This window comes from Cupriavidus alkaliphilus (assembly GCF_014191175.1).
Lineage (GTDB): Bacteria > Pseudomonadota > Gammaproteobacteria > Burkholderiales > Burkholderiaceae > Cupriavidus > Cupriavidus alkaliphilus.
The window spans coordinates 240,599-266,300 of the sequence record NZ_JACHWE010000009.1; the positions used below are offsets into that span (position 1 = coordinate 240,599).

Genomic DNA, 25,702 nt, shown 5'->3' on the forward strand with positions numbered 1-25,702 from the left:
TGACAACATGAGCGAGAACAAACTGCCCCCGCGCCCGATGCGCCTGTCCGGCCTCGAGCCCTTCACCATCGACGACGACACGCTGTTCGTCAACGTCGGCGAGCGCACCAACGTGACCGGCTCCAAGGCCTTCGCGCGCATGATCCTGAACGGCCAGTTCGACGAGGCGCTGGCGGTGGCCCGCCAGCAGGTCGAGAACGGCGCGCAGATCATCGACATCAACATGGACGAGGCCATGCTGGATTCGAAGGCCGCGATGGTCCGGTTCCTGAACCTGATCGCGTCCGAGCCCGACATCGCGCGCGTGCCGATCATGCTGGATTCGTCCAAGTGGGAGGTGATCGAGGCCGGCCTGCAGTGCGTGCAGGGCAAGCCGGTGGTCAACTCGATCTCGCTGAAGGAGGGCGAGGAGCAATTCCGCCACCATGCCGAGCTGATCCGCCGCTACGGCGCGGCCAGCGTGGTGATGGCCTTCGACGAGAAGGGCCAGGCCGATACCTTCGCGCGCAAGACCGAGATCTGCCAGCGCAGCTACGACATCCTGGTCAATGAAGTCGGCTTCCCGCCGGAAGACATCATCTTCGACCCGAACATCTTCGCGGTCGCGACCGGCATCGAGGAACACAACAACTATGCCGTGGACTTCATCGAGGCCACGCGCTGGATCAAGCAGAACCTGCCGTACGCCAAGGTCAGCGGCGGCGTCTCCAACGTGTCGTTCTCGTTCCGCGGCAACGACGTGGTGCGCGAGGCCATCCACACCGTGTTCCTGTACCACGCGATCGGCGCCGGCATGGACATGGGCATCGTCAACGCCGGCCAGCTCGGCGTGTATGACCAGCTCGATCCCGAACTGCGCGAGCGCGTCGAAGACGTGGTGCTGAACCGCCGCGAGGATTCCACCGACCGCCTGCTGGAAATCGCCGACCGCTACAAGGGCGGCGGCGCGAAGAAGGAAGAAAACCTGGCCTGGCGCGGCACGCCCGAGCAGCCGGTGCCGGTGGGCGAGCGCCTGGCGCATGCGCTGGTGCACGGCATCACCACTTTTATCGTCGAGGACACCGAGGAAGTGCGCCAGCAGGTGGCGGCGCGCGGCGGCCGCCCGATCGAGGTGATCGAAGGCCCGCTGATGGATGGCATGAACATCGTCGGCGACCTGTTCGGCGCCGGCAAGATGTTCCTGCCGCAGGTGGTCAAGAGCGCGCGCGTGATGAAGCAGGCGGTGGCGCACCTGCTGCCCTTCATCGAGGAAGAGAAGCGCCTGCTAGCCGAGGCCGGCGGCGACGTCAAGGCGCGCGGCAAGATCGTGATCGCCACCGTGAAGGGCGACGTGCACGACATCGGCAAGAACATCGTCTCGGTGGTGCTCCAGTGCAATAACTTCGAAGTGGTCAACATGGGCGTGATGGTCCCGTGCAACGAGATCCTGGCCAAGGCCAAGGTCGAGGGCGCTGACATCGTCGGGCTGTCGGGGCTGATCACGCCGTCGCTGGAAGAGATGGCCTACGTCGCGTCCGAGATGCAGCGCGACGACTACTTCCGCGTGAAGAAGATCCCGCTGCTGATCGGCGGCGCCACCACCTCGCGCGTGCATACCGCGGTCAAGATCGCGCCCAACTACGAAGGCCCGGTGGTGTACGTGCCGGACGCCTCGCGCTCGGTCAGCGTGGCGTCGAGCCTGCTGTCCGACGAAGGCGCGGCCAGGTACCTGGACGAGCTGAAGAGCGACTACGAGCGCATCCGCACCCAGCACGCCAACAAAAAGGCCACGCCGATGGTGACGCTGGCGCAGGCGCGCGCCAACAAGACGCCGATCGACTGGAGCACTTACGTGCCGCCGAAGCCGAAGTTCATCGGCCGCCGCGTATTCCGCAACTACGACCTGGCCGAACTGGCCAACTACATCGACTGGGGCCCGTTCTTCCAGACCTGGGACCTGGCCGGCAAATTCCCCGACATCCTCAACGACGAGATCGTCGGCGAGTCGGCGCGCAAGGTGTTCTCGGATGGCAAGGCGATGCTGTCGCGGCTGATCCAGGGCCGCTGGCTCGCCGCCAACGGCGTGATCGCGCTGCTGCCGGCCAATACCGTCAACGACGACGATATCGAGATCTACACCGACGAGACCCGCAGCAAGGTCGCGCTGACCTGGCACAACCTGCGCCAGCAGAGCGAGCGCCCGGTGGTCGACGGCGTGCGCCGGCCCAACCGTTGTCTTGCGGACTTTGTCGCACCGAAGGACAGCGGCATCGCCGACTATGTCGGCATCTTCGCCGTGACCGCGGGCCTGGGCGTCGACAAGAAGGAGGCGCAGTTCGAGGCCGACCACGACGACTACAGCGCGATCATGCTCAAGGCGCTGGCCGACCGCCTGGCCGAAGGCTTCGCCGAATGCCTGCACGAGCGCGTGCGCAAGGACCTGTGGGGCTATGACGCCGCCGAGACCCTGAGCAACGACGAGCTGATCGCCGAAAAATACCGCGGCATCCGTCCGGCGCCCGGCTATCCGGCCTGCCCGGAGCACACCGTCAAGGGACCGATGTTCGAATTCCTCGACGCGGCCGAGATCGGCATGGGCATTACCGAGTCGCTGGCGATGACGCCGGCGGCCTCGGTCAGCGGCTTCTACCTGGCGCATCCCGCGTCGACCTACTTCACCATCGGCAAGATCGGCCAGGACCAGCTCGACGACATGGCGGCACGCCGCCACGAAGACCGCGCCGCGGTGGCGCGCGCGCTGGCACCCAACCTGTAACCGGGTGCGACGCCCGGTTGGCAGCGGCGGCGGCGGTGCGCCGCCGCCAGCCCGTTGATGCGGCAGGAAAAGCGCAGCGGACGGCCGGCACAGCGCCGCCGACGTGGCGCGCGGGCCGCCTCACAACTCCTTACAGTGCCTTTCAACTGCTCACAGACCGGCGCAGTCCGGCTCCCTAGACTGAGGGCTCGATACACGCAATCACCAGCGTGATCACCGCGGCGAATGTTTCGCCGTGGGGCATCCTGAAAGGAGTCTGTCCATGAAGAAACTGCTGCTCTCCCTGTCCGCACTGTCGATCGCCGCGGCTTCCTCGCTGGCCATGGCCCAGGGCACCGGCGGCGCCGTCGGCGCCAAGGCCGATGTCGGTGCCTCGGTGACCACGCCCGCGCCCGCAGCGGCGGCGCAGGGTGGCCTGAACGCCGTCGGCGGCGCCGCAACGGGTGCCGCGGGCGCGGCCGAGAAGGGCCTGTCGACCGCCGGCGCGGCCACCGACAAGGGCCTGTCCGCGGCGGGCACGGCGGCTGACAAGGGCCTGTCGACCGCGGGCGCCGCCGTCGACAAGGGCGTGGGCACCGCCGCCGACGCCACCGGCTCAGCCAAGGCAGAGGCCGGCAGCAAGGCCAAGCATGGCAAGCACGCCGCCAAGTCGACCAAGAAGTCGAAGGCCGACGCGAACGTGGGCGTGAGCGCCGGCGCGGAAGCTGGCGCGAAAGCGCAGTAAGCACCCGGGTAGTCGCTTGCAGTACTAGCCACAGCCTCTACCGGTGCAGGCCGCGCCGGGCCCCCTCCAGGGAAGTTCACGGGCCTGACGCGCCGCAGCAAAGCGGGACGGATCTTATCCGTCCCGCTTTGCTTTTGCGGCAGCCACAACGTGCCCGCGGCCGGCCTTGCCGCCACGCCGCATTGTCAGCCTGACACCGACAGCCCGCGCCCGCGCGCGGCACTACAATGACAACATCGCAAGCGGTTCCGCCTGCACCCGACGTGCACCGGGCCAAAGTGCCGGTCCGATAAACCCGTGGAGCCCCACATGATCCGCGTCCTGATCGCCGACGACCACGAGATTGTGCGTGCCGGGCTGCGTCAGTTCATTTCCGAAGAACCCGATATCCAGGTCACCGGCGAGGCCGGCAGTGGCGACGAAGTCATGGCGCAGCTGCGCGATGCCGAGTTCGACGTGCTGGTGCTGGACATCTCGATGCCGGACCGCAACGGCATCGATGTGCTCAAGCTGATCCGCCAGCGCAAGCCCGACCTGCCGGTGCTGATCCTGTCGACGTACCCGGAAGACCAGTACGCGATCAACCTGATCCGTGCCGGCGCATCCGGCTACCTGACCAAGGAAAGCGCACCCGACGACCTGGTCAAGGCGATCCGCACGGTGGCGCAGGGCCGCCGCTACGTCAGCGCCACGGTGGCCGACCTGCTGATCGGGGGGCTCGACAAGCCGACCGAGCAGCCGGTGCACCAGATGCTGTCCGAGCGCGAGTTCCAGATCTTCTGCAAGCTGTCGCGCGGGCAGTCGGTGTCGGTGATCGCCGACGAGCTGTTCCTCAGCGTCAAGACCGTCAGTACCTACCGTTCGCGCATCCTGGAGAAAATGGGCATGAAGACCAACGCCGACCTGACCTACTACGCGATCAAGAACGGCCTGGTGGAATAGCAGTTCAATCGCGGCCCCGCGCGGGTCGCCCCGGAAGGGACCGCAATACACAATATGTCGGAGCAGGATTCGAACACTTCCTACCGGGCGCTGAACGTGCTGCTGATTGAAGATTCGGCGGTCCTGCGCGGCATGCTGCTTGAATACCTGAAGGATTTCCCGTTTGTCGAGAACGTCGACTGGGCGGATACCGAAGCCATGGCCCTGCGCCTGCTTGCCGCCGGCACGTACGACGTGGCCATCGTCGACCTGCAGCTGCGCCAGGGTAACGGCATCAATGTGCTGCGTGCCATGCAGCGCGCCAACAACGGCACGGTGCGCATCGTCTACACCAACCATGCCCAGCTCGAGATGTACCGGCGCCAGTGCGCCGAGGCGGGTGCCGACTACTTTTTCGACAAATCCCTGGAGCTGGAGCAGGTGTTCCGCGTGATCGAGGAGCACGCCGCGCCGCAGCCCTGAAGCGTCAGGCGCGCGCCGGCTCCGGGCTCTCGGGTTCTTCTGCGGGCGCCAGTACCGATGCGGTCAGCGGCACCTCGATCCGGATCCGTACCCCGGCATCCGGTGACGAATCGATCTGCATGCTGCCGCCCAGCGCGGTGACGCGCTGCTCCATCCCCAACAGTCCGTGGTGGCCGGCCGTGCTGCCGGCATCGAAGTCGGGCGGCAGTCCCTTGCCGTCGTCGCGCACGGTCAGCGTCAGCAGCTCGCCCTGGCACGCCAGCGATACCTCGACATGCCTGGCCTCGGAGTACTTGCTGGCATTGGTCAGCGATTCCTGCACGATCCGGTACAACGCGATCGCGGCTTCGTCGCGCAGCGCCGGCAGGTCTTCGGGCACGCTGACCTGGGTTTGCCAGTTGTTGCGCGCGCCCACTTCCTCGACCAGCTGGCACACCGCGGCGCGCAGGCCAAGGTTGAGCAGCACGGTAGGGCGCAGGTCCTCGATCAGGCGGCGCTTGATCTGGATGCCCTGGTCCACGTGCAGCATCACGCGCGTCAGGCGCTCGGCCGCCACCGGCTGGTCCGCCTGTACCTTGCGGCGCACCCAGTGCAGGTCCAGCTTGATCGCGGTCAGGATCGCGCCCAGTTCGTCATGCAGTTCGCGCGCGAGCCGGGTCTTCTCGTCTTCGGTCACGCGCTGCAGGTGGCCCGCCAGCGCCGACAGCTGGCGCGTGCGCGCGCGCACCTTGCGGTCCAGCCTTACGCTTTCCTCTTCCAGCTGGGTGCGTACCGCCTCGGCCATTGCCAGCCGCTTGGCGTGGCCGATGCCGACCGCCATCAGCAGGATGATGTTGATCGCCGTGAGCAGGCCGATGCCATAGCGCGACAGCTGCACGTCGTTCTCGGCGCCCTCGAGCCGGTGCGAGACCGCGCCGGCCTCGCGCGCCTGCAGCTGGTCGAGCCCGCGGCGCGCGTTGTCCATGGTCTGCTTGCCGTAGTCGGTGCGGATCAGGTCCAGCGCCACTTCCAGGTCGCGCTTGCCGTACACCAGCGTCAGCGCCATCTCGTTGAGCTTGCTGTTGACCAGCTTGGAGGTATCGCCGAACTGCTTCAGGCCCTCCGGGTCGTTGGCGTAGCCCGCGCGGATCTGCGCCATCAGCTCGGCGATGCGCGGCAGCGCCTTGTAGTAGGGCTCCAGGTAGCTTTCCTTGCCAGTCAGCAGGAAGCCGCGCTGGCCGGCCTCGGCATTGACCAGCTCGCCGTTGAGCGCGGCCAGCTCGGTCTGCAGGCGCTGCGAGCGGATCACGTCGGTATAGCTTTCGCGCAGGCGGATATTGCCGGTTTCCGACGCCACCAGCACCGCCAGGGTCAGCAGGATGCCGCCCGCGAGCAGCAGCGTGTGAGGGAGAAATGACTGCTTGAACATGGGGCAATTCCTATCGAGAAGGCGCGCTCGCCCGCCGCGGCGCCAAGGGAGGGCCCATGGAATCACATCGACCGCCATGGGTCAACCCGGCGCCGGCTTCCGGGTCGCGCTTCGCGCCAGCACCTCAGCCCTGTTGCGCGCACTGCGCAGTGCCTGCGTGGCGCCCGGCAGGCGTTGTAGGACTTGGCTGACAGTGGAATCGGCTGCCTGTCGGTATTGGCACGAAGCGTGGCTTTCTACGATGAGGCTATGAGCTTGCACCCGTTGGCGCAAGCCTCACATGGGCCCAGCCAGGGCGCCTGGCCTGGTCCGAAATCTTCGGGAGCCTAGCCATGCTGCAATATGCACTCGTATTTTTTGTCATCGCCCTGATCGCCGCGATTTTCGGCTTCGGCGGAATTGCTGCCGGCGCCGTGGAAATCGCCAAGATCCTGTTCTTCATCTTCCTGGTCGTGGCGCTGGTCGCCGCGGTGATGGGACTCGTTCGCAGGGGACGATGAAGCCGGCGCAAGCCGGTATCACGCCCTCGTCGACCCGAACCTGAGGAGACCGTATGCTGACGCAGAACCCTAAAGTCCGGAAGGAACTGAACCACCTGTCCGACAGTGCCGACAGTGCGATCCGCCATATCAAGCATGCCGCGCGCGATACGCGCGAGGCTGCGGCGCCGGTGTCCAGCGAAGTCAAGTCGCTGATCTCGCAACTCGAGCACACCATCCAGGTGCTGGCTCGCGAGGGCTCTGCCGAGAGCCTCCAGGCAGGCCACCGCCTGCGCGAACGCGCCAGCGACATGGCGCATCGCCTGCGCGCCCAGACCGCCGACGGCATGATGCGCGCGCGCGAACGCATGGATGGCGCGGTGGTGCAGGCCCAGCACCGCGTGGCCGAATCCCCGCTGAAGGCGGTGGCGATCGCCGCCGCTGTCGGCGCGGTGATCGGGCTGCTGCTGGCCAATGGCCGGCACCATGCCGATGAGGAATAGCCGCGCGGATTCAGCAGAAAAGACCTGACGCGGAGACCCGCCTGGCGCGCCAGCCGGGCTCCGCCGGAATTCCCCCCTTTCCGGAACCCTCGTCCGGAAGCCCGGCCGCCAACGGTGGTGCCGGGTGTTTTTTTATCCGCGGGCGGTGGACCGGCACGCAGCGGCGCTCAGCGTCTTGCGGCCCGCAGACGGTTCAGACACCCCAGAGAACATTGGCCCCTTCGCGCTGCGAGGCGCGCAGCATGTCGAGGAAGGGATAGGCGCGCTGCCCCAGGTGCAGCGGCTCTTCCTCTTCTTCGTCGGCCTCGGGCCGGGCCTCGACCGCAGTGTCGGCCGGATGCCCGCGGCGCGCATCGGCCACGGCTGCTTCGAGCCTGTGGATCGCGTGCGGCAGTTCTTCGACGGTGATCACCCCCCGTTCCCCGAGATGCTTGCCGATGATGCCCAGCAGCGTCACGGCCAGATCCTTCATCATGATCAGGTCCTGCGCGGCGTGGGATTTGAAGGTGATCAGCATGATGGTTTTTCCTTTCACGGGGAACGGTGGGGCGGCGTCCCCGGGGCGGGATGCCGCGCCGGTTCGGGCACGGTGGGGGGCGGCCGCCGGGGCGGTTTGTGGTCCGTGGCCGTCCTTGCGCATGATGTCAGCATAGCACCTGATAAAATTGCGCGTTCCCGATTCCCATGCCTGACACGCGGCGCGGCGTTGATTCGCCGTCACTTGCCGCGTTCGTGGCACCGGCGCGGCCCGCGGGGCCTGCGCCTGAATACCAGCCCACAGGGCTTCCGACATCCATGCTGCCTGTTCAGACCTCCAATCTTGCCGCCGCGTTCACCGATGCCGTGCGTGCGCTCGCCCCGGCCGATGCCACCTTGCCCGCGGTCACCTTCGAGCGGCCCAAGGTGGCCGCCCATGGCGACCTCGCCTGCAATGTCGCGATGCAGGTCGCGCGCGCGCTCAAGCGCAATCCGCGCGAGCTGGCGCAGCGCATCGTCGCCGCGGTGCAGGCCGATGCGCGCGCGCAGGAGCTGGTCGCGGCCATGGAGATCGCCGGCCCCGGCTTCATCAACCTGCGCCTGACGCCGGCGGCCAAGGCCGACGTGCTGCGCGCGGTGCTGGGCCAGGGCGACCACTACGGCGCGCGCGAGCGCGGCGTGCATGGCCAGGTGCTGGTGGAGTTCGTCTCGGCCAACCCGACCGGCCCGCTGCACGTCGGCCACGGCCGCCAGGCGGCGCTGGGCGATGCGCTCGCCAACCTGCTGTCGTGGCAGGGCTGGCACGTGCACCGCGAGTTCTACTACAACGACGCCGGCGTGCAGATCCAGACCCTGGCGCTGTCGGTGCAGGCGCGCGCGCGCGGCCTGAAGCCGGGCGATGCCAGCTGGCCCGAGGCCGCCTACAACGGCGACTACATCGCCGACATCGCCGCCGACTTCCTCGCCGGCAAGACCGTCAGCGCCTCCGACGGCGAGCCGGTGACCGCCTCGGGCAACGTCGAGGACATCGACTCGATCCGCAAGTTCGCCGTGACCTACCTGCGTAACGAGCAGGACATCGACCTGCAGGCCTTCGGCGTCAAGTTCGACCGCTACTACCTGGAGTCGTCGCTGTACAGCGACGGCCGCGTCGACGCCGCGGTGCAGTCGCTGATCGGTAAGGGCAAGACCTACGAGAGCGAGGGCGCGCTGTGGCTGCGCACCACCGACGACGGCGACGACAAGGACCGCGTGATGAAGAAGAGCGACGGCACCTATACCTACTTCGTCCCGGACGTGGCCTACCACACCACCAAGTGGGAGCGCGGCTTCACCAAGGTCATCAACGTGCAGGGCAGCGACCACCACGGCACCATTGCGCGCGTGCGCGCCGGCCTGCAGGGCCTGGACATCGGCATCCCGCAGGGCTATCCCGACTACGTGCTGCACAAGATGGTCACCGTGATGAAGAACGGCGAGGAGGTCAAGATCTCCAAGCGCGCCGGCTCCTACGTCACCGTGCGCGACCTGATCGAATGGTCCAACGGCGGCGACGAGACCATTCGCGGCTGCCTGGACGGCGGCGTCGCCGACTGGCCCGCGCACTTCACGCGCGGCCGCGACGCGGTGCGCTTCTTCCTGCTGTCGCGCAAGGCCGATACCGAGTTCGTGTTCGATGTCGACCTGGCGCTCAAGCAGAACGACGAGAACCCGGTGTACTACGTCCAGTACGCCCATGCCCGCATCTGCTCGATCTTCGAGTCGTGGGGCGGCGCGGACTGGGAAGCCCGCCTGGCCGACCTGGCCGGCGCCGACCTGGCCGCCGTGACCGGCGCCGAAGCCAGTGCCCAGGCGCTGGCGCTGGGACAGCGCCTGGCCGAGTTCCCGGACATGCTGGCGGCCGCCGCGTCAGAACTGGCGCCGCACGCGGTGGCGTTCTACCTGCGCGACCTGGCCGGCGACTTCCATGCCTTCTACAACGCCGACCGCGTGCTGGTCGACGACGAAGCCGTCAAGCGCGCCCGCCTGGCGCTGCTGGCGGCCACGCGCCAGGTGCTGCGCAACGGCCTGGCGGTGATCGGGGTGTCCGCCCCGCGCCGCATGTAAGCAAGCAGCCGGCGCCCGGCACTCGCCGGCCCCGGGGACGATCCAGTGCGGCCGGCGGCGGCACTGGCTCTATAATCCCGGCATCACCGAAGAGGACTTCATGCAACAGCAACGCAAGCGCGAGTCGCGCAATGTCCGCCGCAGCCAGCAGCGCGGCGGTACGTTCCTGGGCCTGGTGCTCGGGCTGATCGTCGGGCTGGCCATCGCCGTGGTGGTCGCCCTGTACATCACCAAGTCGCCGACGCCGTTCCAGCAGAAACACGCCCCCCGGCCGAGCGAGCCCGGCAACGTCACCAGCCAGCTGCCGGCCCCGGCCCAGCGCGCCGACGAAGGCCCGAGCGACCCGAACAAGCCGCTGTGGAGCAAGACCCCGGCCAAGCCGGTGGGCCAGGCGCCGGAGCCGGAGCCCAAGCAGAACGGCCAGCCGCCGGTGGCGACCCGCCCGGCGGAGAAGCCGCTGGACAAGCCGCTGGACAAGCCGCTGGACAAGCCCGTCGAGAAGCCGGCTGACAAGCCGCTCGCGACCAAGCCCGCCGAGAAGCCGGTGTCGGACCCGATCGCCGAGATCGCCCAGGCCGACGCGCACAAGGTTGGCTACCTGCTGCAGGTGGGCGCGTTCCGCTCGTCGGACGACGCCGACCGCCAGAAGGCCAACCTGGCGATGCAGGGCTTCGAGGCTCGCATCACCGAGCGTGACGTCAACGGCGTCAAGATGTACCGGGTGCGCCTGGGGCCGTTCAATCGCATCGAAGACATGAACAAGGCACGCGACCGGCTGCAGTCGTCCGGTTTCGAGGCCTCGGTGATCCGCTTTACCAAGCAGTAGGCGGCACCGCTTAATACCCGGTAACCGCCGCAACACCGCAGCAACAGGTTCCTGCCAGAAGCGGCGGGCGCGCCGATGAACCGGGTGCCGCCGCCGCTGTCATACGCTCATCGTCCAAACCGCAAGGCCGTTCTGATATGAAAAAACTCGCCGCACTGTTCGCCATGTTCGCCGCCGTGGGCGGCCTGCTGATGTCCGCCCCGTCGCAGGCGGCACCCACCGAAGGCAAGGAGTACCAGGTCCTGAAGACACCCCAGCCGGTCGCGGCGGGCAAGATCGAGGTGACCGAGTTCTTCTGGTATGGCTGCCCGCACTGCTACGAGTTCGAGCCCGACCTGGAAGCCTGGGTCAAGAAGCAGGGCGGCAACGTGGTGTTCAAGCGCGTGCCGGTCGCGTTCCGCGACGACCTGCTGCCGCACACCAAGATCTTCTACGCGCTGGAAGCCATCGGCAAGCTCGACGCCATGCACAACAAGGTCTTCAGCGCCATCCACGTGGACCGCAAGCGCCTGACCGACACCAACGAGATCGCCGATTTCATGGCCAAGAACGGCGTCGACCGCAAGGCCTTCCTGGATGCGTACAACTCGTTCACGGTGACGACCAACTCGCAGCGCGCCAACAAGATCGCCGACGCCTACAAGATCGACGGCGTGCCGACCGTGGTGGTGCAGGGCAAGTACGTGACCTCGCCGTCGATCGCCGGCAACAAGCAGGGCGCGGTGCAGACCATGGATTACCTGGTGGAGCAGATCAAGGCGAAGAAGATGTAAATGTGACCGGCGGCCTTGCTTAAGCCGCTGGTTTTCTCCCCGCTGCCGCTTGCGGGAGAGAGAGTACCCCGGCCGGAAGACAACGGCCTGTGGTTCGCCAAACGGCTGGTATCCTGTACCAGCCGTTTTTTATTTCCTACCGCCTTCGCTTTTATGCGTCCCCTCAAAGTCTTCCTCACCGGCGCCTCCAGCGGCCTGGGCCAGGCGCTCGCGCGCGAATACGCCGCGCAGGGCGCCATCCTTGGCCTGGTGGCGCGGCGCGAGGACGCGTTGCACCAGTTCGTGGCCACCTTGCCCAACCCGGGCGCGGTGCGCGTCTATGGCGCCGACGTGCGCGATGCCGAGGCGATGGCGCGCGCCGCGGAAGACTTCCTCGGCCAGTTCGGCTGCCCGGATGTGGTGATCGCCAATGCCGGGGTCTCGGTCGGGACCATCGCCAGCGAGCGCGAGGACCTGGACGCGTTCCGCCAGGTCATGGACACCAACTGGTTCGGCGTGCTGACCACCTTCCAGCCCTTCCTGCATGCGATGCAGGCGCGCGAGCCCGGGCATTTCGGCCGGCGCGGCACGCTGGTGGGGATTGCCAGCGTGGCCGGCGTGCGCGGGCTGCCGGGGGCCGGGGCCTACAGTGCCTCCAAGTCGGCGGTGATCAAGCTGCTCGAAAGCCTGCGGCTGGAGCAACGCGGGCACGGCATCCGCGTGGTCACGATCGCGCCGGGCTATATCCGCACGCCGATGACCGCGCACAACCCGTACCGCATGCCGTTCCTGACCGATGCCGAGGTGTTCGCGCGCAAGGCCGTGCGCGTGATCGCGGCGGGCCGGCGCTTCCGCGTGATCCCGTGGCCGATGGGCGTGGTGGCGGCGCTGCTGCACGTGATGCCGCGCTGGCTGTACGACACGCTCGCCGCGGGCGCGCCGCGCAAGCCGCGCCGTGCCGACGCATCCCGGGAGCCCTGAGATGTGGCGCGACGCCATCGGCCAGCAGCATGCCGCCGCCACCGGCGCGGTGCGGATTGCCTCGCTGGTGCCGTCGGTGACCGAACTGCTGTTCGCGCTCGGGCTGGCGCGGCAGATGGTCGCGCGCACGGGCTTCTGCATCCACCCGGAACCGGCGGTGCGCGCGGTGCCCAAGGTGGGCGGCACCAAGGACGTCAAGGTGGCGCGGCTGCGCGATCTGGCGCCCACGCATGTGGTGGTCAATATCGACGAGAACCGGCGCGAGACGGTCGACGAGATCCGCGGCTTCGTGCCCAACGTGATCGTCACCCATCCGTGCGCGCCCGAGGACAACCTCGGGCTGTACCGGCTGCTGGGCGGGATCTTCGGCTGCCATGCCGAGGCCGAGGCGCTGTGCGCGGCGCTGCAGGCGCAACTGGATGCGATCCGCATGCGGCCGTGGCCGGCGCGGCGGGTGCTGTATGCGATCTGGCAGGACCCGTGGATGACGGTGTCGCGCGACACCTATATCAGCCGCATGCTGGCGCTGGCCAACTGGCAGACCTGGCCCGGCGGCGCGGACACCGTGCAGGCCTGTGCAGGCGGCGACTGCAGCCGTCCCAATGCACCCGGCGAGCGCTACCCCAGCTTCCGCTGGAGCGACGCGCTGGTGCGCGAGCTCGACCTGGTGCTGCTGTCGACCGAGCCCTACCGCTTTACCGAAGACCATGCCGACGCGCTCGAGCGCCAGCTGGGCAAGCCGGTGCTGCTGGTCGACGGCGAGATGCTGTCGTGGTACGGCAGCCGCGCCGTCGACGGGGTGCGCTACCTGGCGGCGCTGGCGGCCGCCAACTGAGGCGCTGGGACGATCAGGCGGCGCGGAAGCGGATCACGCCGTCGTCGCCGGTTTCGCGCACCAGCTCGCCGCGGTGCCACAGGCAGTGCAGGTGGGCCAGCGACTCGCCCATGGCGAAGGTCATCTGGTGGATGTCGAACTGGCGCTTGAAGATCACGCTGACGATGTCGTGCGCGCTGCAGGGGTTTGCGCGGCACGCCTCCAGCGTTTCGGCGAGGCGGTCGGCATGGTGTTCGCGCAGCTGCATGATGCGGGTATGCAGGTTGCGGAAGGGGCGGCCGTGCGACGGCAGGATCAGCACGTCCTGCGGCAGCGGCTCGTACTTGCCCAGCGAATCCAGGTAGAGCTGCAGCGAATTGGCCTCGGGCTCCATGTCGAACACGCTGACATTGGTCGAGATGCGCGGCAGCACCATGTCGCCGGAGACCAGCACATTGGTGGCGGCGTTATACAGCGCCACGTGCTCGGGCGAATGGCCGAAGCCGGTGATCACGCGCCAGGCCGAAGTGGCGGGGTCGGTGCCGATGCGCACCGTGTCGCCCTCCATCAGGCGCCGGTACTGAGTAGGCAGATCCGGCACCAGCGACGGGTAATAGGTCTTGCGCGCGCGCAGCTTCTCCTGGCTGTCGGCATCGGTCAGGCCATGCAGCGCGAAATGCGCGGCGGCGGCGTCGCCGCCGGCACTCGACCCGGCCCCGGTGCCGCTGCCCATCACCCGCGCGCTCATGTAGTCGCCCAGGCTCATCCACAGGCGCACGTCGAAACGCCGGCACAGCCAGTGCGCCAGGCCGACGTGGTCGGGGTGGCTGTGCGTGACCAGCACGCGCACCACCGGCAAGCCTTCCAGCTCATTGGCGAAGATCGTTTCCCAGTGGCCCTTGATGACATCGTTGGTGATGCCGCAATCGATGATGGTCCAGCCGTCGCGTCCGTCCAGGCGGTCGCGCAGCAGCCACAGGTTGATATGGTCGAGCGCGAACGGCAGCGGCATGCGCAGCCAGTACACGCCGGGAGCGACCTCCTGCCTGGCGCCGGGCGCGGGCATGGTGTCGCCGAACGGATATTGGAGCTGGTGTTCGAGTGCGTTCATGAGGAGTCTCGTGGTCGAAGCCTGGCGCCGGGGCGCGGGCTTTCTCGTTCTGCCGGCACGTCCTGATCGTGCGGGGCGTGCAAGCACCGGTTGCCAGCCGAACTGGTTGACGCTAACGTAAACGTCAACCATACGGGTTCGTTTCCATCTTAAGCGAAAACTTGACTTCGCAACGAACGACCGTTCACTTTCTTTGCCCAGGCCATGTCAGCGACACCAGCGGCGGCTTCCGCCACCTACACCATCACCGACCTCGCGCGTGAGTTCGACGTCACGCCGCGCGCCATCCGCTTCTACGAGGACCAGGGCCTGCTGTCGCCGCAGCGCGAAGGGCCGGGTGGACGCAAGCGGGTCTACAACGGCCGCGAACGGACCCGGCTGAAGCTGACACTGCGCGGCAAGAGGTTGGGGCTTACTCTCAACGAGATCCGCGAAATCCTTGATCTATACGAATCGCCCCGCGATACCGCCCCGCAACTGGACCGGTTCCTGGCCGCGCTCGCCGCGCACCGCGGCACGCTCGAGCGCCAGATGGAAGACCTGCAGGCGCAATTGGCCGAGATCGATCAGCATGAGCGCCAGTGCAGGGCTTTGCTGGCGGCCCAGAGCGGTGACAAGACACCGGACCAGAACCATGCCGCCTGAGCGGCACTTGCGCACGCCTCCGTGCGATCCGGGATTGACGTTTACGTAAACGTAAATAGAATAGCCGGACAACGCGCGGCCGTGCGTTGTCCGTCGAAACAGGCCGCCACACCGGAACCCGCCATGACCGCCTCCCTTGCCCATGCCGTGCCCGCTGAACCGGAACCGCTGTCCGCCGCGCGGGCCGACGCCATTGCCACCAGTTTCTCGCGCCAGGGGCTGATGCGTACCTTCGGCGCCGAACTGGCGCGGGTGCAGCGCGGCGAGGTGGAACTGGCGATGCCGTGGTCCGAGGGCGTGACCCAGCAGCATGGCTTTTTCCACGGCGGCGTGGTCGGCGCGCTGGCCGACAGCGCCTGCGGCTATGCCGCGCTGACGCTGGTCGGCGAGGAGGAGGCGGGCCTGACCGCCGAGTACAAGATCAACCTGCTGTCCCCCGCCCAGGGCGAACGCCTGGTGGCGGTGGGGCGGGTGCTCAAGCCCGGGCGCACGCTGATCGTGGCGCAGGGCGATGTCTACGTCGAGCAGGGTGGCCGCCGCAAGCCGGTGGCAACCATGCTGATGACGCTGTGCGTGGTCAAAACGCTGGGCCACGTCTGAACCGATCGATCCGGCGACCCCGGAACCCACCGACACACCGACACACCGATTCCTACAGGAGACCATCATGACTGAATTGCCAGGCCTGAAATTCGATCTGGGCGAAGACATCGAAATGCTGCGCGGCGCCGTGCGCGACTGGGCCCAGGCCGAGCTGGCCCCGCGCGCGGCCGAGATCGACCGCACCGACCAGTTCCCGATGGACGCCTGGAAGAAGATGGGCGACCTCGGCGTGCTCGGCATCACCGTGGCCGAGGAATACGGCGGCGCCAACATGGGCTACCTGGCCCACATGATCGCGATGGAGGAAATCAGCCGCGCCTCGGCCTCGGTTGGCCTGTCGTACGGCGCGCATTCCAACCTGTGCGTGAACCAGATCCATCGCAACGGCACGGCCGCGCAGAAGGCCAAGTACCTGCCCAGGCTGGTCTCGGGCGAATGGATCGGCGCGCTGGCGATGAGCGAGCCCAACGCCGGCTCCGACGTGGTCAGCATGAAGCTGCGCGCGCAACTGAAGGGCGACCGCTACGTGCTGAACGGCACCAAGATGTGGATCACCAACGGCCCGGACTGCGACGTGCTGGTGGTCTATGCCAAGACCGAGCCCGAGCTGGGCGCGCGCGGCATGACCGCGTTTATCGTCGAGAAGGGCATGAAGGGCTTCTCGGTGGCGCAGAAGCTGGACAAGCTGGGCATGCGCGGCTCGCATACCGGCGAACTGGTGTTCGAGGACGTCGAAGTGCCGGTGGAGAATATCCTGGGCGCCGAGAACGGCGGCGCCAGGGTGCTGATGAGCGGCCTGGACTATGAGCGCGCGGTGCTGTCCGGCGGCCCGGTCGGCATCATGCAGGCCTGCATGGACGTGGTCACGCCATATATCCACGACCGCAAGCAGTTCGGCCAGAGCATCGGCGAATTCCAGCTGATCCAGGGCAAGGTGGCCGATATGTACACCACGCTGCAGGCGGCGCGCAGCTACCTGTACACGGTCGGTAAGAACCTGGACGCGCTCGGCAGCGACCACGTGCGCCAGGTGCGCAAGGACTGCGCCGCGGTGATCCTGTACACCGCCGAGAAGGCTACCTGGATGGCGGGCGAGACCGTACAGATCCTGGGCGGCAACGGCTATATCAATGAATACCCGGCTGGCCGCCTGTGGCGCGACGCCAAGCTGTACGAGATCGGCGCCGGCACCTCGGAGATCCGCCGCATGCTGATCGGCCGCGAACTGTTCGCGGAAACCATGTAACCGGCAGCGCCGGTCACCAGGCGGGGCGCCGAAATCACCCGGAGCCCCCGCCCGAACCCCATTACAATCTCAATACCTGTCGCAAGACCCTCACGCTGTACTGCCCCCCCGTCGACCCATGTCCCACTTCCCCAAACTGCTCTCCTCGCAGATTGCCTACGATGTGGCGAGAACGATGCTCGACGGGTTCGACAAGCACTACCGCCTGTTCCGCGAGGTCAGCCACCAGGCCAAGCTGAAGTTCGAGGCCGGCGACTGGCACGGGCTGCAGCAGATCCAGCGCGACCGCATCGCGTTCTACAACGAGCGCGTGCGCGAATCCAGCGTGATCCTGGAAGACGAGTACGACGCCGAGAACATCGAAGACGAGATCTGGCAGCAGATCAAGCTGCACTACATCGGGCTGCTGACCAACCACCACCAGCCCGAGCTGGCCGAGACCTTCTTCAACTCGGTGTGCACGCGCATCCTGCACCGCTCGTACTTCAACAACGACTTCATCTTCGTGCGCCCGGCGATCTCGACCGAGTACATCGAGAACGAGGAATCGCCGACGCGCCCGACCTTCCGCGCCTACTACCCCGGCAGCCGCGAGGGCATGGCCGCGTGCTTCGAGCGCATCGTCCACAACTTCCAGCTGGAGCGCCCGTTCGAGGACCTGCGGCGCGACATCGGCTACGTGGTGCGCGCCGTCGGCGAGCACTTCGGCGACCTGCGCATCGCGCCGAATTTCCAGATCCATACGCTGTCGTCGCTGTTCTTCCGCAACAAGGCGGCCTTTATCATCGGCCGCATCGTCAACGGCGACCGCACCTTCCCGCTGGCGATCCCGATCCTGCACGGGCCCTCGGGCAAGCTGGTGCTCGACACCGTGCTGCTGAAGAAGGAACAGCTGCTGATCCTGTTCTCGTTCACCCATTCCTACTTCATGGTCGACATGGAGATCCCGTCGGCCTACGTGACCTTCCTGCGCGACATCATGCCGCGCAAGCCGCGCGCGGAGATCTATACCTCGCTGGGCTTGCAGAAGCAGGGCAAGAACCTGTTCTACCGCGATTTCCTGCACCATCTGCAGCATTCGTCGGACAAGTTCATCGTCGCGCCCGGCATCCGCGGACTGGTGATGCTGGTGTTCACGCTGCCGTCGTATCCGTACGTGTTCAAGGTGATCCGCGATTTTTTCCCGGCGCCCAAGGAAACCACGCGCGAGCTGGTCAAGTCGAAATACCAGCTGGTCAAGCAGCACGACCGCGTCGGCCGCATGGCGGATACGCTGGAATACTCCGACGTGGCCTTCCCGCTGTCGCGCTTCGACGATGCGCTGGTGCGCGAGTTCGAACAGCACGCGCCCTCGATGATCGAATACCAGCGCACCAGGGACGGCGGCGAAGAGATCGTGGTGCGCCACGTCTATATCGAGCGCCGCATGACGCCGCTGAACATCTACCTGCAGGAGGGTTCGGACGAGCAGGTCGAGCATGGCGTGCTGGAATACGGCAATGCCATCAAGGAACTGATCGCCGCGAACATCTTCCCGGGCGACATGCTGTACAAGAACTTCGGCGTCACGCGCCATGGCCGCGTGGTGTTCTACGACTACGACGAGATCGAGTACCTGACCGACTGCAACATCCGCCACGTGCCGCAGCCGCGCAACGAGGAAGAGGAGATGTCGGGCGAAGTCTGGTACACCGTGCGTCCGCACGACATCTTTCCCGAAACCTTCCGCACCTTCCTGCTCGGGGATGCGCGCGTACGCGCGGCGTTCCTGCGCCACCATGCGGATTTTTTTGACCCTGCCATGTGGCAGAGCCACAAGGACCGGCTGCTGGCCGGACATGTCCATGACTTTTTTGCCTATCACGTTTCTGAGCGATTCATTCACCGCTACGGTGCCGAGCCGTCGGTCCATCCGTCCCACCCACAGCCCGCTGCCGGCCCTGCAAGGAGAGTCGCATGAATGACGCCATCGCCCAGCTGTTCCGCAACAACCGCGACTGGGTCGACCGCGTCAATGCGGAAGATCCGGCCTTCTTCACCCGCCTGGCCAACCAGCAGGCGCCGGAATACCTGTGGATCGGCTGCTCCGATTCGCGCGTGCCGGCCAACCAGATCCTGGGCCTGGCCCCGGGCGAGGTGTTCGTCCACCGCAACATCGCCAACGTGATCGCGCACAGCGACCTGAACGCGCTGTCCGTGATCCAGTTCGCGGTGGAAGTGCTCAAGGTGCGCCATATCACCGTGGTCGGCCACTACGGCTGCGGCGGCGTCAAGGTGGCGCTCAAGCGCGAGCGCATCGGCCTGGCCGACAACTGGCTGCGCCATGTGCGCGACGTGGCCGACAAGCATGAGTCCTACCTCGGCACCATCCTGCGCGAGGAAGACGCCCATACCCGGTTGTGCGAGCTCAACGTGATCGAGCAGGTCAACAACGTCTGCCAGACCACCGTGATTCAGGACGCCTGGGCGCGCGGCCAGGCCATCACCGTGCACGGCTGGATCTACGGCGTGTCCGACGGCCTGCTGCGCGACCTCGGCATGGCTGCCAGCAACAACGACGAGCTGCACGAGCAGCTGGCCGCGGCCTACCGTCAGTACGGCGAGCCGCCGCAGGCGTCGATCCGCTGACCCACCTATCCACCACCACCGATACCTAGCTACCGATCCAGGAGACCCGACATGGAAGAGATCGTCATCGTTTCAGCCGCCCGCACGCCGATGGCTGCGTTCCAGGGCGAATTCGCCAGCGTCACCGCGCCGCAACTCGGCGCCGTGGCCATCCGCGCCGCGGTCGAGCGCGCCGGGCTCAAGCCCGAGCAGGTAGAGGAAGTGGTGTTCGGCTGCGTGCTGCCCGCCGGGCAGGGCCAGGCCCCGGCACGGCAGGCCGCGCTGGGCGCGGGCCTGCCGCTGGGCACGGGCTGCACCACCGTCAACAAGATGTGCGGCTCCGGCATGCGCGCGGCCATGACCGTCTATGACGGCCTGGTCGCGGGCTCGTTCGAGATCGCGGTCGCCGGCGGCATGGAGAGCATGACCAATGCGCCGTACCTGATCCCGAAGGGCCGCGGCGGCTACCGCATCGGCCACGGCATGATCTATGACCACATGATGCTGGATGGCCTGGAAGACGCCTATGACAAGGGCCGCGCGATGGGCACCTTCGGCGAGGACTGCGCCGCCAAGTACGGCTTTACGCGCCAGCAGCAGGACGAGTTCGCGATGGATAGCGTGCGCCGTGCGCAGCAGGCTACCGAGAACGGCGACTTCCGCTGGGAGATCGCACCGGTGACGGTATCGGCCAAGGGTGGCGACACCGTGATCGACACCGACGAAGGCCCGCGCCGCATCAAGCTCGACAAGATCCCGTCGCTCAAGCCGGCCTTTGCCAAGGACGGCACCATCACCGCGGCCTCGTCGTCGTCGATCAACGACGGCGCCTCGGCGCTGGTAATGATGCGCGCCTCGACCGCGAAGGCGCTGGGCCTGCAGCCGCTCGCGCGCATGCTGGGCCACACCACCCATGCGCAGGCGCCGGGCTGGTTCACCACCGCGCCGGTCGAGGCCATCGCCAAGCTGTACCGCAAGCTCGACTGGAATACCGACAGCGTCGACCTGTTCGAGATCAACGAGGCCTTCGCGGTGGTGCCGATGGCGGCGATGCACGACCTCAAGATCCCGCGCGACAAGGTCAATATCCACGGCGGCGCCTGCGCGCTGGGCCACCCGATCGGCGCGTCGGGCGCGCGCATCATGACCACGCTGATCGGCGCGCTGCGCAAGACCGGCGGCAAGCGGGGCGTGGCGAGCCTGTGCATTGGTGGCGGCGAGGCGACGGCGGTGGGGATCGAGCTCCTGTAACGCTGTTCCCGTTCCCGCTTGTTTTCTCCCCTCTCCCGCTTGCGGGAGAGGGGCGGGGGGAGAGGGCCGAAGCGTGCCAGGCACGACAAGCTTCACTTCGTGGCAACGCCGGCCCTCTCCCCCAACCCCTCTCCCAAAGGGAGAGGGGAGCCGTACAGAGGCAGTTTGCTTAACCTGTGAGTACCAGACCAAGGAGCAACCCTTGCCAACCGCCCTCATCCTCGGTGCCTCGCGCGGCATCGGCCTTGAATTCGTGCGCCAGTACCGTGCCGACGGCTGGCGCGTCATCGCGGCGGCGCGCACGCCCGAAGGCGTCGGTGCGCTGGAGGCGCTCGGCGCCGAGGCGCACCAGGCCGACCTGTCCGATGCCGGCGCGGTGGCGGGCCTGGGCTGGAAGCTAGATGGCGAGGCGCTCGACGTGGCGGTCTACAACGCCGGCGTGATGGGGCCGCGCACCGAAAGCGCGCAGCCGGTCACGCCGCCGGAGTTCGACCGCGTCATGCATGTCAACGTGCTGGGGCCCATGATGGCGCTGCCGTTGCTGCTGCCCTATGTCGAGGCCGGGCAGTCCGGCCATGGCGGCGTGCTGGCGGTGCTGTCCTCGCGCATGGGCAGCATCGGCGCGATGGAGCACAGCACCAGCTGGCTGTACCGCGTCAGCAAGGCGGGCGCCAACGCCGCACTGCGCGCGGTGGCGCTGGATGCGCGCCACGCTACCTGCGTCGCCCTGCATCCCGGCTGGGTCAAGACCGACATGGGCGGCCAGGAAGCCGACCTGACCGTGCAGCAGAGCGTCAAGGGCATGCGCCAGGTGCTGGCCAGCGTCAAGCGCCGCGACAACGGCACCTTCCACAACTACGACGGCACGCCCATCCCCTGGTAAGGGCGTGCGCACAACCGAACTCCGAACCGACATGCTGCTGACCCCCGAACAGGAAATGATCCGCGACGCCGTGCGGCAGTTCGCGCAGGAAGTGATCGCGCCGCAGGCCGCGCAGTGGGACCGCGACAAGACCTTCCCCAAGGACGTGCACCGCGAACTGGCGGCGCTGGGCGCCTACGGCGTGGCGGTGCCGGAGCAGTATGGCGGCGCCGGACTCGATTACCTGTCGCTGGCGCTGATCCTGGAAGAGATCGCGGCGGGCGACGGCGGCACCTCCACCGTCATCAGCGTCAACAACTGCCCGGTGTGCAGCATGCTGATGTCGTTCGCGAGCGAGGCGCAGAAGCAGCAGTGGCTGGTGCCGCTGGCGCGCGGCGAGATGCTGGGCGCGTTCTGCCTGACCGAGCCGCACGTCGGCTCCGATGCCTCGGCGCTGCGCACCACGGCGGTCCGCGACGGCGACCACTACGTGCTCAACGGCGTCAAGCAGTTCATCACCAGCGGGCAGAACGCCGACGTGGCGATCGTGCTGGCGGTGACCGACAAGGCCGCCGGCAAGCGCGGCATCAGCGCCTTCATCGTGCCGACCTCGACCCCGGGCTACGTGGTGGCGCGGCTCGAGGACAAGCTCGGCCAGCACTCGTCCGACACCGCGCAGATCCTGTTCGAGGATTGCCGCGTGCCGGCCGCCAACCTGCTCGGCGACGAAGGCGGCGGCTACAAGATGGCGCTGTCGGGGCTGGAGGGCGGCCGCATCGGCATCGCCTCGCAGAGCATCGGCATGGCGCGCGCCGCATTCGAGGCGGCGCTGGCGTATGCAAAGGAACGCGAGAGTTTCGGCCAGCCGCTGTTCCAGCACCAGGCGGTGCAGTTCCGCCTGGCCGAGATGGCCACGCGCATCGACGTGGCGCGCCAGATGGTGTGGCACGCCGCCGCGCTGCGCGATGCCGGCCGCCCGTGCCTGAAGGAAGCGGCGATGGCCAAGCTGTTCGCCAGCGAGATGGCTGAGCGGGTCTGCTCCGACGCGATCCAGGTGTTCGGCGGCTACGGCTACGTCAGCGACTTCCCGCTCGAGCGCATCTACCGCGACGTGCGCGTGTGCCAGATCTACGAGGGCACCAGCGATATCCAGAAGATCCTGATCGCACGCGCGCTGGCCTAGCGCCGCCATTTGCGCGTACGATGAGCGGGCGTGCCGCGCCGGCGTCACGTCTTCCCGCAACCGGACCGGCAACCCCAGGAACAGGGCCCCCGACATGACCGCAGCGATCGACTTCTACTTTGATTTCTCTTCGCCGTACGGCTACTTCGCCAGCACCCGCATCGACGACCTGGCGCAGAAGTACGGGCGCAACGTCGCCTGGCATCCGATCCTGCTGGGCGTGGTGTTCAAGACCACCGGCGCCTCGCCGCTGATACAACTGCCGCTCAAGTGCGACTACGCGTGGCGCGATTTCGAGCGCAGCGCGCGCTTCCACGGCATCGAGTACCAGCGCCCCACGCATTTCCCGCTGCCGACCACGCATGCCGCGCGCGCAATGCTGTGGCTGCAGAACCATCACGGCGACGACCTGGCCGCGGCCTTTGCCAGGTCGGTGTACCGCGCGCTGTTCGTCGACGACATCAACATCGCCGAGCCGGCCGAGATCATGAAGCTGGCCGAGCCGCTGGGCGTGGACGTGCAGGCGCTCGATGCCGGCGCCACCAGCTACCAGATCAAGGACCAGTTCAAGGCCGAGATCGAGGTGGCGATCGCCAAGGGCGTGTTCGGCTCGCCCTTCGTCATCGTCGACGGCGAGCCGTTCTGGGGCTTCGACCGCTTCGACCAGGTCGAGGCCCATTTGAAGAGCCGCCGCCAGACCGAACTCCGGGCCGTTCCCAACCTGGACACCAAGGAAAAGAAACCCGCATGACTGCAGTAAACCGTGGCCATTCCGGCCGATTCGATTGCGTGATCTTCGACTGCGACGGCGTGCTCGTCGACAGCGAGCCCATCGTCAACCGCGTGCTCAACCAGATGCTGAACGAGCTCGGCATCGAGATCTCGCTGGAAGACTCCACGCGCCTGTTCCTGGGCCGCGCGGTGCGCGAGGAGCTGGACATGATCGAACGCATGCGCGGCGCGCCGCTGCCCGAGAACTGGCTGTCGACCTGGCTGGCGCGCCGCAACGCGGTGCTGGAAGAAGAGGTCGCGGCGGTGGCGCACGTGCGCGAGGCCATCCGCGCGGTCGCCGCCACCGGCATGCCGGTGTGCGTGGCCTCGGGCGCGGACCGCGTCAAGGTCAAGCTGCAGCTGACCAAGACCGGGCTGGTCGAACTGTTCCAGCAGGACCAGCGCGAGCATATCTTCTCGGCCACCGAGGTCGCGCGCAGCAAGCCCGCGCCGGACGTGTACCTGCTGGCCGCGCGCACCATGGGCGTCGAGCCCGCGCGCTGCGCCGTGGTGGAAGACAGCCCCACCGGCGTGACCGCGGGCGTGGCGGCCGGCATGACGGTGTTCGGCTATGCCGCGCGCAACGATGCCGCGCAGCTGCGCGAGGCCGGCGCGCGCACCATCTTCACCGATATGCGCGATCTGCCGGAGCTGGTGGGGTGACGGGCATGAAGGCGGCCAGGGCAATCAAGGCGGCGCAGCGCCTGCCAAAGGCGGGCCCGGTGCCGTGCCCGTGCGGCAGTGCGGACTATGACGCCTGCTGCGGCCGCTTTCACCGCGGCGAGGCGCTGCCGCCCAATGCCGAGGCGCTGATGCGCTCGCGCTACAGCGCCTATGTGCTGAACGACATCGACTGGCTGCGCCAGACCTGGCATGCGTCGACCTGCCCGGCCGACCTGGTGCCGGACACCGCCACGCGCTGGCTCGGCCTGGCGGTCAAGGCGCATGCGCAGCAGGACGACACCCATGCCGAAGTGGAATTCGTGGCGCGCTACAAGGTAGGCGGGCGCGCCTGGCGGCTGCATGAGCGCAGCCGTTTTGTCTGCGAGGCGCGCGCCCCGGGCGAGGCGCCGCGCTGGCTTTATGTGGATGGCGACATTATCGGGGAGACACCATGAGCATCGACAAGCAGAAAGAGCCCGAGTACCTGCTGTATTGCTTTGCCCAGTCCGGCAACGCCTACAAGGTGGCGCAGCTGCTGGAAACCGTCGGCGTGCAGCGCGGCCAGCCGCCGCATCAGCCACTCTGGCGGGCGCGCTTTGTCGATTTCTTCAACGGCGAGACCCGCACCCCGGAATACCGCGCCATCAACGTGATGGGCGAGGTGCCGGTGCTGGAGTTCGGCGGCCAGCGCCTGTCGCAGTCCGGCGCCATCCTCGAGACGCTGGCGTCGCGCCTGGATGCTTTCGGCCCGCGCAACGAAGCCGAGCGCGCCGAGGTGCTGCGCTGGCTGCTGTTCGACAACCACAAGTTCACCTCGTACACCGCCACCTACCGCTTCATGCGCAACTTCGCCAGGTCGCCCGACCCCGCCGTGCTGGACTTCTTCCGCGCGCGCTGCGAAGGCGCCTGGAACGTGCTGAACGCGCACCTGGCCGGACGCGACTTCGTGCTGGGCGAGCGCCCCACCATTGCCGACTTCTCGCTGGCGGGCTACGTCTTCTTCGACGACGAAATCGGCGTGCACTGGCGCAAGGAGTATCCGCATATCCATGCGTGGACCGAGCGCTTCCGCACCTTGCCGGGCTGGAAGCATCCCTATGAGCTGATGCCCGGGCATCCGTTGCCGAAGGCAGCCGGCTGAGCCCGGCCGCGGCGGGACGGCGCCAGGCGGTCCACCACCCTATCTGCCAGCAAGAGACTCCGAGATGCCCACGCTCGAAAGCAAACTCAACGCCCGCTCCGAATCCTTCAAGGCCAATGCCGAGGCCATGCGCGCGCTGGTGGCCGACCTGAAGGCGAAGATCGCCAAGCTGGCCGAAGGCGGCGGCGCCGACGCGCGCGCCAAGCACCTGGCGCGCGGCAAGCTGCTGCCGCGCGAGCGCGTGCAGCAGCTGCTCGACCCCGGCACGCCGTTCCTGGAGCTGTCGCAGCTGGCCGCGTATGACATGTACGACGATGCCGCGCCCGGCGCCGGCATCATCACCGGCATCGGCCGCGTGGCCGGGCAGGAATGCGTGATCGTCTGCAACGA

27 protein-coding genes are annotated in these 25,702 nt (G+C 67.5%); 24 read left to right on the top strand and 3 right to left on the bottom strand.

Features of this window, described 5'->3' with window-relative positions:
- Positions 1–7: 7 nt before the first annotated feature.
- The 4 genes from metH to FHX60_RS24830 all read left to right on the top strand — a co-directional run bounded on the left by metH (position 8) and on the right by FHX60_RS24830 (position 4,883).
- Positions 8–2,755 carry a methionine synthase gene (metH, locus tag FHX60_RS24815; RefSeq protein WP_112776117.1) on the top strand — a complete coding sequence of 916 codons (2,748 nt, stop codon included), beginning with the start codon at positions 8–10 and terminating at the stop codon, positions 2,753–2,755.
- Positions 2,756–3,017: 262 nt separating this feature from the next.
- Positions 3,018–3,479 carry a hypothetical protein gene (locus tag FHX60_RS24820; protein ID WP_092315173.1) on the top strand — a complete coding sequence of 154 codons (462 nt, stop codon included), beginning with the start codon at positions 3,018–3,020 and terminating at the stop codon, positions 3,477–3,479.
- Between the two features lie 309 nt (positions 3,480–3,788).
- Complete coding sequence (locus FHX60_RS24825; RefSeq protein ID WP_018006648.1) at positions 3,789–4,421, top strand: response regulator; 633 nt, start codon at positions 3,789–3,791, stop codon at positions 4,419–4,421.
- Positions 4,422–4,475: 54 nt separating this feature from the next.
- Positions 4,476–4,883, top strand: a complete 408-nt coding sequence (locus FHX60_RS24830; RefSeq protein ID WP_092315171.1) for a response regulator — start codon at positions 4,476–4,478, stop codon at positions 4,881–4,883.
- Positions 4,884–4,887: 4 nt separating this feature from the next.
- Here FHX60_RS24830 and FHX60_RS24835 read toward each other — a convergent pair whose 3' ends face one another.
- The gene (locus FHX60_RS24835; protein WP_183284939.1) at positions 4,888–6,291 is read right to left on the bottom strand and encodes a sensor histidine kinase; all 1,404 of its coding nucleotides are present in this window, start codon (positions 6,289–6,291) and stop codon (positions 4,888–4,890) included.
- Between the two features lie 332 nt (positions 6,292–6,623).
- On the opposite strand from FHX60_RS24835, the gene FHX60_RS24840 reads away from it, so the two are divergent.
- Positions 6,624–6,791, top strand: a complete 168-nt coding sequence (locus FHX60_RS24840; RefSeq protein WP_010812883.1) for a DUF1328 domain-containing protein — start codon at positions 6,624–6,626, stop codon at positions 6,789–6,791.
- Positions 6,792–6,844: 53 nt separating this feature from the next.
- On the top strand, positions 6,845–7,273 hold the full coding sequence (locus FHX60_RS24845; protein WP_092315167.1) for a DUF883 family protein: 429 nt from the start codon (positions 6,845–6,847) through the stop codon (positions 7,271–7,273).
- Positions 7,274–7,466: 193 nt separating this feature from the next.
- On the opposite strand, the gene FHX60_RS24850 is transcribed toward FHX60_RS24845, so the two are convergent.
- On the bottom strand, positions 7,467–7,790 hold the full coding sequence (locus tag FHX60_RS24850) for a DUF1840 domain-containing protein (RefSeq protein ID WP_112776119.1): 324 nt from the start codon (positions 7,788–7,790) through the stop codon (positions 7,467–7,469).
- Between the two features lie 278 nt (positions 7,791–8,068).
- On the opposite strand from FHX60_RS24850, the gene argS reads away from it, so the two are divergent.
- The 5 genes from argS (at position 8,069) to FHX60_RS24875 (ending at position 13,250) form a co-directional block, all read left to right on the top strand.
- Positions 8,069–9,856 (top strand): arginine--tRNA ligase, encoded by a 1,788-nt coding sequence (argS, locus tag FHX60_RS24855; protein WP_183284940.1) that lies wholly within the window; start codon positions 8,069–8,071, stop codon positions 9,854–9,856.
- A gap of 100 nt (positions 9,857–9,956) precedes the next feature.
- Positions 9,957–10,682: an SPOR domain-containing protein gene (locus FHX60_RS24860; protein WP_183284941.1), complete on the top strand. Its 726-nt coding sequence runs from the start codon at positions 9,957–9,959 to the stop codon at positions 10,680–10,682.
- A 137-nt stretch (positions 10,683–10,819) separates the two neighbouring features.
- Complete coding sequence (locus FHX60_RS24865; RefSeq protein WP_112776122.1) at positions 10,820–11,455, top strand: thiol:disulfide interchange protein DsbA/DsbL; 636 nt, start codon at positions 10,820–10,822, stop codon at positions 11,453–11,455.
- Between the two features lie 153 nt (positions 11,456–11,608).
- Positions 11,609–12,415 carry an SDR family oxidoreductase gene (locus FHX60_RS24870; RefSeq protein ID WP_183284942.1) on the top strand — a complete coding sequence of 269 codons (807 nt, stop codon included), beginning with the start codon at positions 11,609–11,611 and terminating at the stop codon, positions 12,413–12,415.
- 1 nt (position 12,416) lies between these two features.
- Positions 12,417–13,250: a helical backbone metal receptor gene (locus tag FHX60_RS24875; protein WP_183284943.1), complete on the top strand. Its 834-nt coding sequence runs from the start codon at positions 12,417–12,419 to the stop codon at positions 13,248–13,250.
- Between the two features lie 13 nt (positions 13,251–13,263).
- Here FHX60_RS24875 and FHX60_RS24880 read toward each other — a convergent pair whose 3' ends face one another.
- The gene (locus FHX60_RS24880; RefSeq protein ID WP_183284944.1) at positions 13,264–14,340 is read right to left on the bottom strand and encodes an MBL fold metallo-hydrolase; all 1,077 of its coding nucleotides are present in this window, start codon (positions 14,338–14,340) and stop codon (positions 13,264–13,266) included.
- 204 nt (positions 14,341–14,544) lie between these two features.
- Between FHX60_RS24880 and FHX60_RS24885 the strand changes: the two genes are divergently transcribed.
- The 13 genes from FHX60_RS24885 to FHX60_RS24945 form a co-directional block, all read left to right on the top strand.
- Positions 14,545–14,985, top strand: coding sequence for a MerR family transcriptional regulator (locus FHX60_RS24885; protein ID WP_183284945.1), 441 nt, complete (start codon positions 14,545–14,547; stop codon positions 14,983–14,985).
- 123 nt (positions 14,986–15,108) lie between these two features.
- Entirely contained in the window at positions 15,109–15,585 is a 477-nt protein-coding gene (locus tag FHX60_RS24890; RefSeq protein ID WP_183284946.1) for a PaaI family thioesterase, read from the top strand.
- Between the two features lie 67 nt (positions 15,586–15,652).
- Positions 15,653–16,834, top strand: a complete 1,182-nt coding sequence (locus FHX60_RS24895) for an isovaleryl-CoA dehydrogenase (RefSeq protein ID WP_116602366.1) — start codon at positions 15,653–15,655, stop codon at positions 16,832–16,834.
- Positions 16,835–16,952: 118 nt separating this feature from the next.
- Positions 16,953–18,794 carry a bifunctional isocitrate dehydrogenase kinase/phosphatase gene (aceK, locus tag FHX60_RS24900; RefSeq protein WP_183284947.1) on the top strand — a complete coding sequence of 614 codons (1,842 nt, stop codon included), beginning with the start codon at positions 16,953–16,955 and terminating at the stop codon, positions 18,792–18,794.
- Complete coding sequence (gene can, locus FHX60_RS24905) at positions 18,791–19,462, top strand: carbonate dehydratase (protein WP_012351453.1); 672 nt, start codon at positions 18,791–18,793, stop codon at positions 19,460–19,462. The genes aceK and can overlap by 4 nt, the downstream gene beginning before the upstream one ends.
- A gap of 51 nt (positions 19,463–19,513) precedes the next feature.
- Complete coding sequence (locus FHX60_RS24910; protein ID WP_183284948.1) at positions 19,514–20,692, top strand: acetyl-CoA C-acetyltransferase; 1,179 nt, start codon at positions 19,514–19,516, stop codon at positions 20,690–20,692.
- Between the two features lie 202 nt (positions 20,693–20,894).
- Entirely contained in the window at positions 20,895–21,575 is a 681-nt protein-coding gene (locus tag FHX60_RS24915; RefSeq protein ID WP_062796281.1) for an SDR family oxidoreductase, read from the top strand.
- 31 nt (positions 21,576–21,606) lie between these two features.
- Entirely contained in the window at positions 21,607–22,737 is a 1,131-nt protein-coding gene (locus FHX60_RS24920) for an acyl-CoA dehydrogenase family protein (RefSeq protein ID WP_112776130.1), read from the top strand.
- A 94-nt stretch (positions 22,738–22,831) separates the two neighbouring features.
- Complete coding sequence (locus tag FHX60_RS24925; RefSeq protein ID WP_112776131.1) at positions 22,832–23,488, top strand: 2-hydroxychromene-2-carboxylate isomerase; 657 nt, start codon at positions 22,832–22,834, stop codon at positions 23,486–23,488.
- A complete protein-coding gene (locus FHX60_RS24930) occupies positions 23,485–24,171 on the top strand; it encodes an HAD family hydrolase (RefSeq protein ID WP_183284949.1) in 687 nt (228 codons plus the stop codon). Before FHX60_RS24925 ends, FHX60_RS24930 begins: the two co-directional genes overlap by 4 nt.
- A 5-nt stretch (positions 24,172–24,176) precedes the next feature.
- Positions 24,177–24,626, top strand: coding sequence for a YchJ family protein (locus tag FHX60_RS24935; RefSeq protein ID WP_183284950.1), 450 nt, complete (start codon positions 24,177–24,179; stop codon positions 24,624–24,626).
- A complete protein-coding gene (locus FHX60_RS24940) occupies positions 24,623–25,312 on the top strand; it encodes a glutathione S-transferase family protein (RefSeq protein WP_112776134.1) in 690 nt (229 codons plus the stop codon). The genes FHX60_RS24935 and FHX60_RS24940 overlap by 4 nt, the downstream gene beginning before the upstream one ends.
- A gap of 64 nt (positions 25,313–25,376) precedes the next feature.
- A partial coding sequence (locus FHX60_RS24945; protein ID WP_311730792.1) for a carboxyl transferase domain-containing protein occupies positions 25,377–25,702 on the top strand: 326 nt, incomplete at its 3' end.

What these genes read in the sequence shown, in the direction of transcription:
- metH (WP_112776117.1), top strand. Translation starts at nt 8, where the DNA reads ATGAGCGAGAACAAACTGCCCCCGCGCCCGATGCGCCTGTCCGGCCTC.
- FHX60_RS24820 (WP_092315173.1), top strand. Translation starts at nt 3,018, where the DNA reads ATGAAGAAACTGCTGCTCTCCCTGTCCGCACTGTCGATCGCCGCGGCT.
- FHX60_RS24825 (WP_018006648.1), top strand. Translation starts at nt 3,789, where the DNA reads ATGATCCGCGTCCTGATCGCCGACGACCACGAGATTGTGCGTGCCGGG.
- FHX60_RS24830 (WP_092315171.1), top strand. Translation starts at nt 4,476, where the DNA reads ATGTCGGAGCAGGATTCGAACACTTCCTACCGGGCGCTGAACGTGCTG.
- FHX60_RS24835 (WP_183284939.1), bottom strand. Translation starts at nt 6,291, where the DNA reads ATGTTCAAGCAGTCATTTCTCCCTCACACGCTGCTGCTCGCGGGCGGC.
- FHX60_RS24840 (WP_010812883.1), top strand. Translation starts at nt 6,624, where the DNA reads ATGCTGCAATATGCACTCGTATTTTTTGTCATCGCCCTGATCGCCGCG.
- FHX60_RS24845 (WP_092315167.1), top strand. Translation starts at nt 6,845, where the DNA reads ATGCTGACGCAGAACCCTAAAGTCCGGAAGGAACTGAACCACCTGTCC.
- FHX60_RS24850 (WP_112776119.1), bottom strand. Translation starts at nt 7,790, where the DNA reads ATGCTGATCACCTTCAAATCCCACGCCGCGCAGGACCTGATCATGATG.
- argS (WP_183284940.1), top strand. Translation starts at nt 8,069, where the DNA reads ATGCTGCCTGTTCAGACCTCCAATCTTGCCGCCGCGTTCACCGATGCC.
- FHX60_RS24860 (WP_183284941.1), top strand. Translation starts at nt 9,957, where the DNA reads ATGCAACAGCAACGCAAGCGCGAGTCGCGCAATGTCCGCCGCAGCCAG.
- FHX60_RS24865 (WP_112776122.1), top strand. Translation starts at nt 10,820, where the DNA reads ATGAAAAAACTCGCCGCACTGTTCGCCATGTTCGCCGCCGTGGGCGGC.
- FHX60_RS24870 (WP_183284942.1), top strand. Translation starts at nt 11,609, where the DNA reads ATGCGTCCCCTCAAAGTCTTCCTCACCGGCGCCTCCAGCGGCCTGGGC.
- FHX60_RS24875 (WP_183284943.1), top strand. Translation starts at nt 12,417, where the DNA reads ATGTGGCGCGACGCCATCGGCCAGCAGCATGCCGCCGCCACCGGCGCG.
- FHX60_RS24880 (WP_183284944.1), bottom strand. Translation starts at nt 14,340, where the DNA reads ATGAACGCACTCGAACACCAGCTCCAATATCCGTTCGGCGACACCATG.
- FHX60_RS24885 (WP_183284945.1), top strand. Translation starts at nt 14,545, where the DNA reads ATGTCAGCGACACCAGCGGCGGCTTCCGCCACCTACACCATCACCGAC.
- FHX60_RS24890 (WP_183284946.1), top strand. Translation starts at nt 15,109, where the DNA reads ATGACCGCCTCCCTTGCCCATGCCGTGCCCGCTGAACCGGAACCGCTG.
- FHX60_RS24895 (WP_116602366.1), top strand. Translation starts at nt 15,653, where the DNA reads ATGACTGAATTGCCAGGCCTGAAATTCGATCTGGGCGAAGACATCGAA.
- aceK (WP_183284947.1), top strand. Translation starts at nt 16,953, where the DNA reads ATGTCCCACTTCCCCAAACTGCTCTCCTCGCAGATTGCCTACGATGTG.
- can (WP_012351453.1), top strand. Translation starts at nt 18,791, where the DNA reads ATGAATGACGCCATCGCCCAGCTGTTCCGCAACAACCGCGACTGGGTC.
- FHX60_RS24910 (WP_183284948.1), top strand. Translation starts at nt 19,514, where the DNA reads ATGGAAGAGATCGTCATCGTTTCAGCCGCCCGCACGCCGATGGCTGCG.
- FHX60_RS24920 (WP_112776130.1), top strand. Translation starts at nt 21,607, where the DNA reads ATGCTGCTGACCCCCGAACAGGAAATGATCCGCGACGCCGTGCGGCAG.
- FHX60_RS24925 (WP_112776131.1), top strand. Translation starts at nt 22,832, where the DNA reads ATGACCGCAGCGATCGACTTCTACTTTGATTTCTCTTCGCCGTACGGC.
- FHX60_RS24930 (WP_183284949.1), top strand. Translation starts at nt 23,485, where the DNA reads ATGACTGCAGTAAACCGTGGCCATTCCGGCCGATTCGATTGCGTGATC.
- FHX60_RS24935 (WP_183284950.1), top strand. Translation starts at nt 24,177, where the DNA reads ATGAAGGCGGCCAGGGCAATCAAGGCGGCGCAGCGCCTGCCAAAGGCG.
- FHX60_RS24940 (WP_112776134.1), top strand. Translation starts at nt 24,623, where the DNA reads ATGAGCATCGACAAGCAGAAAGAGCCCGAGTACCTGCTGTATTGCTTT.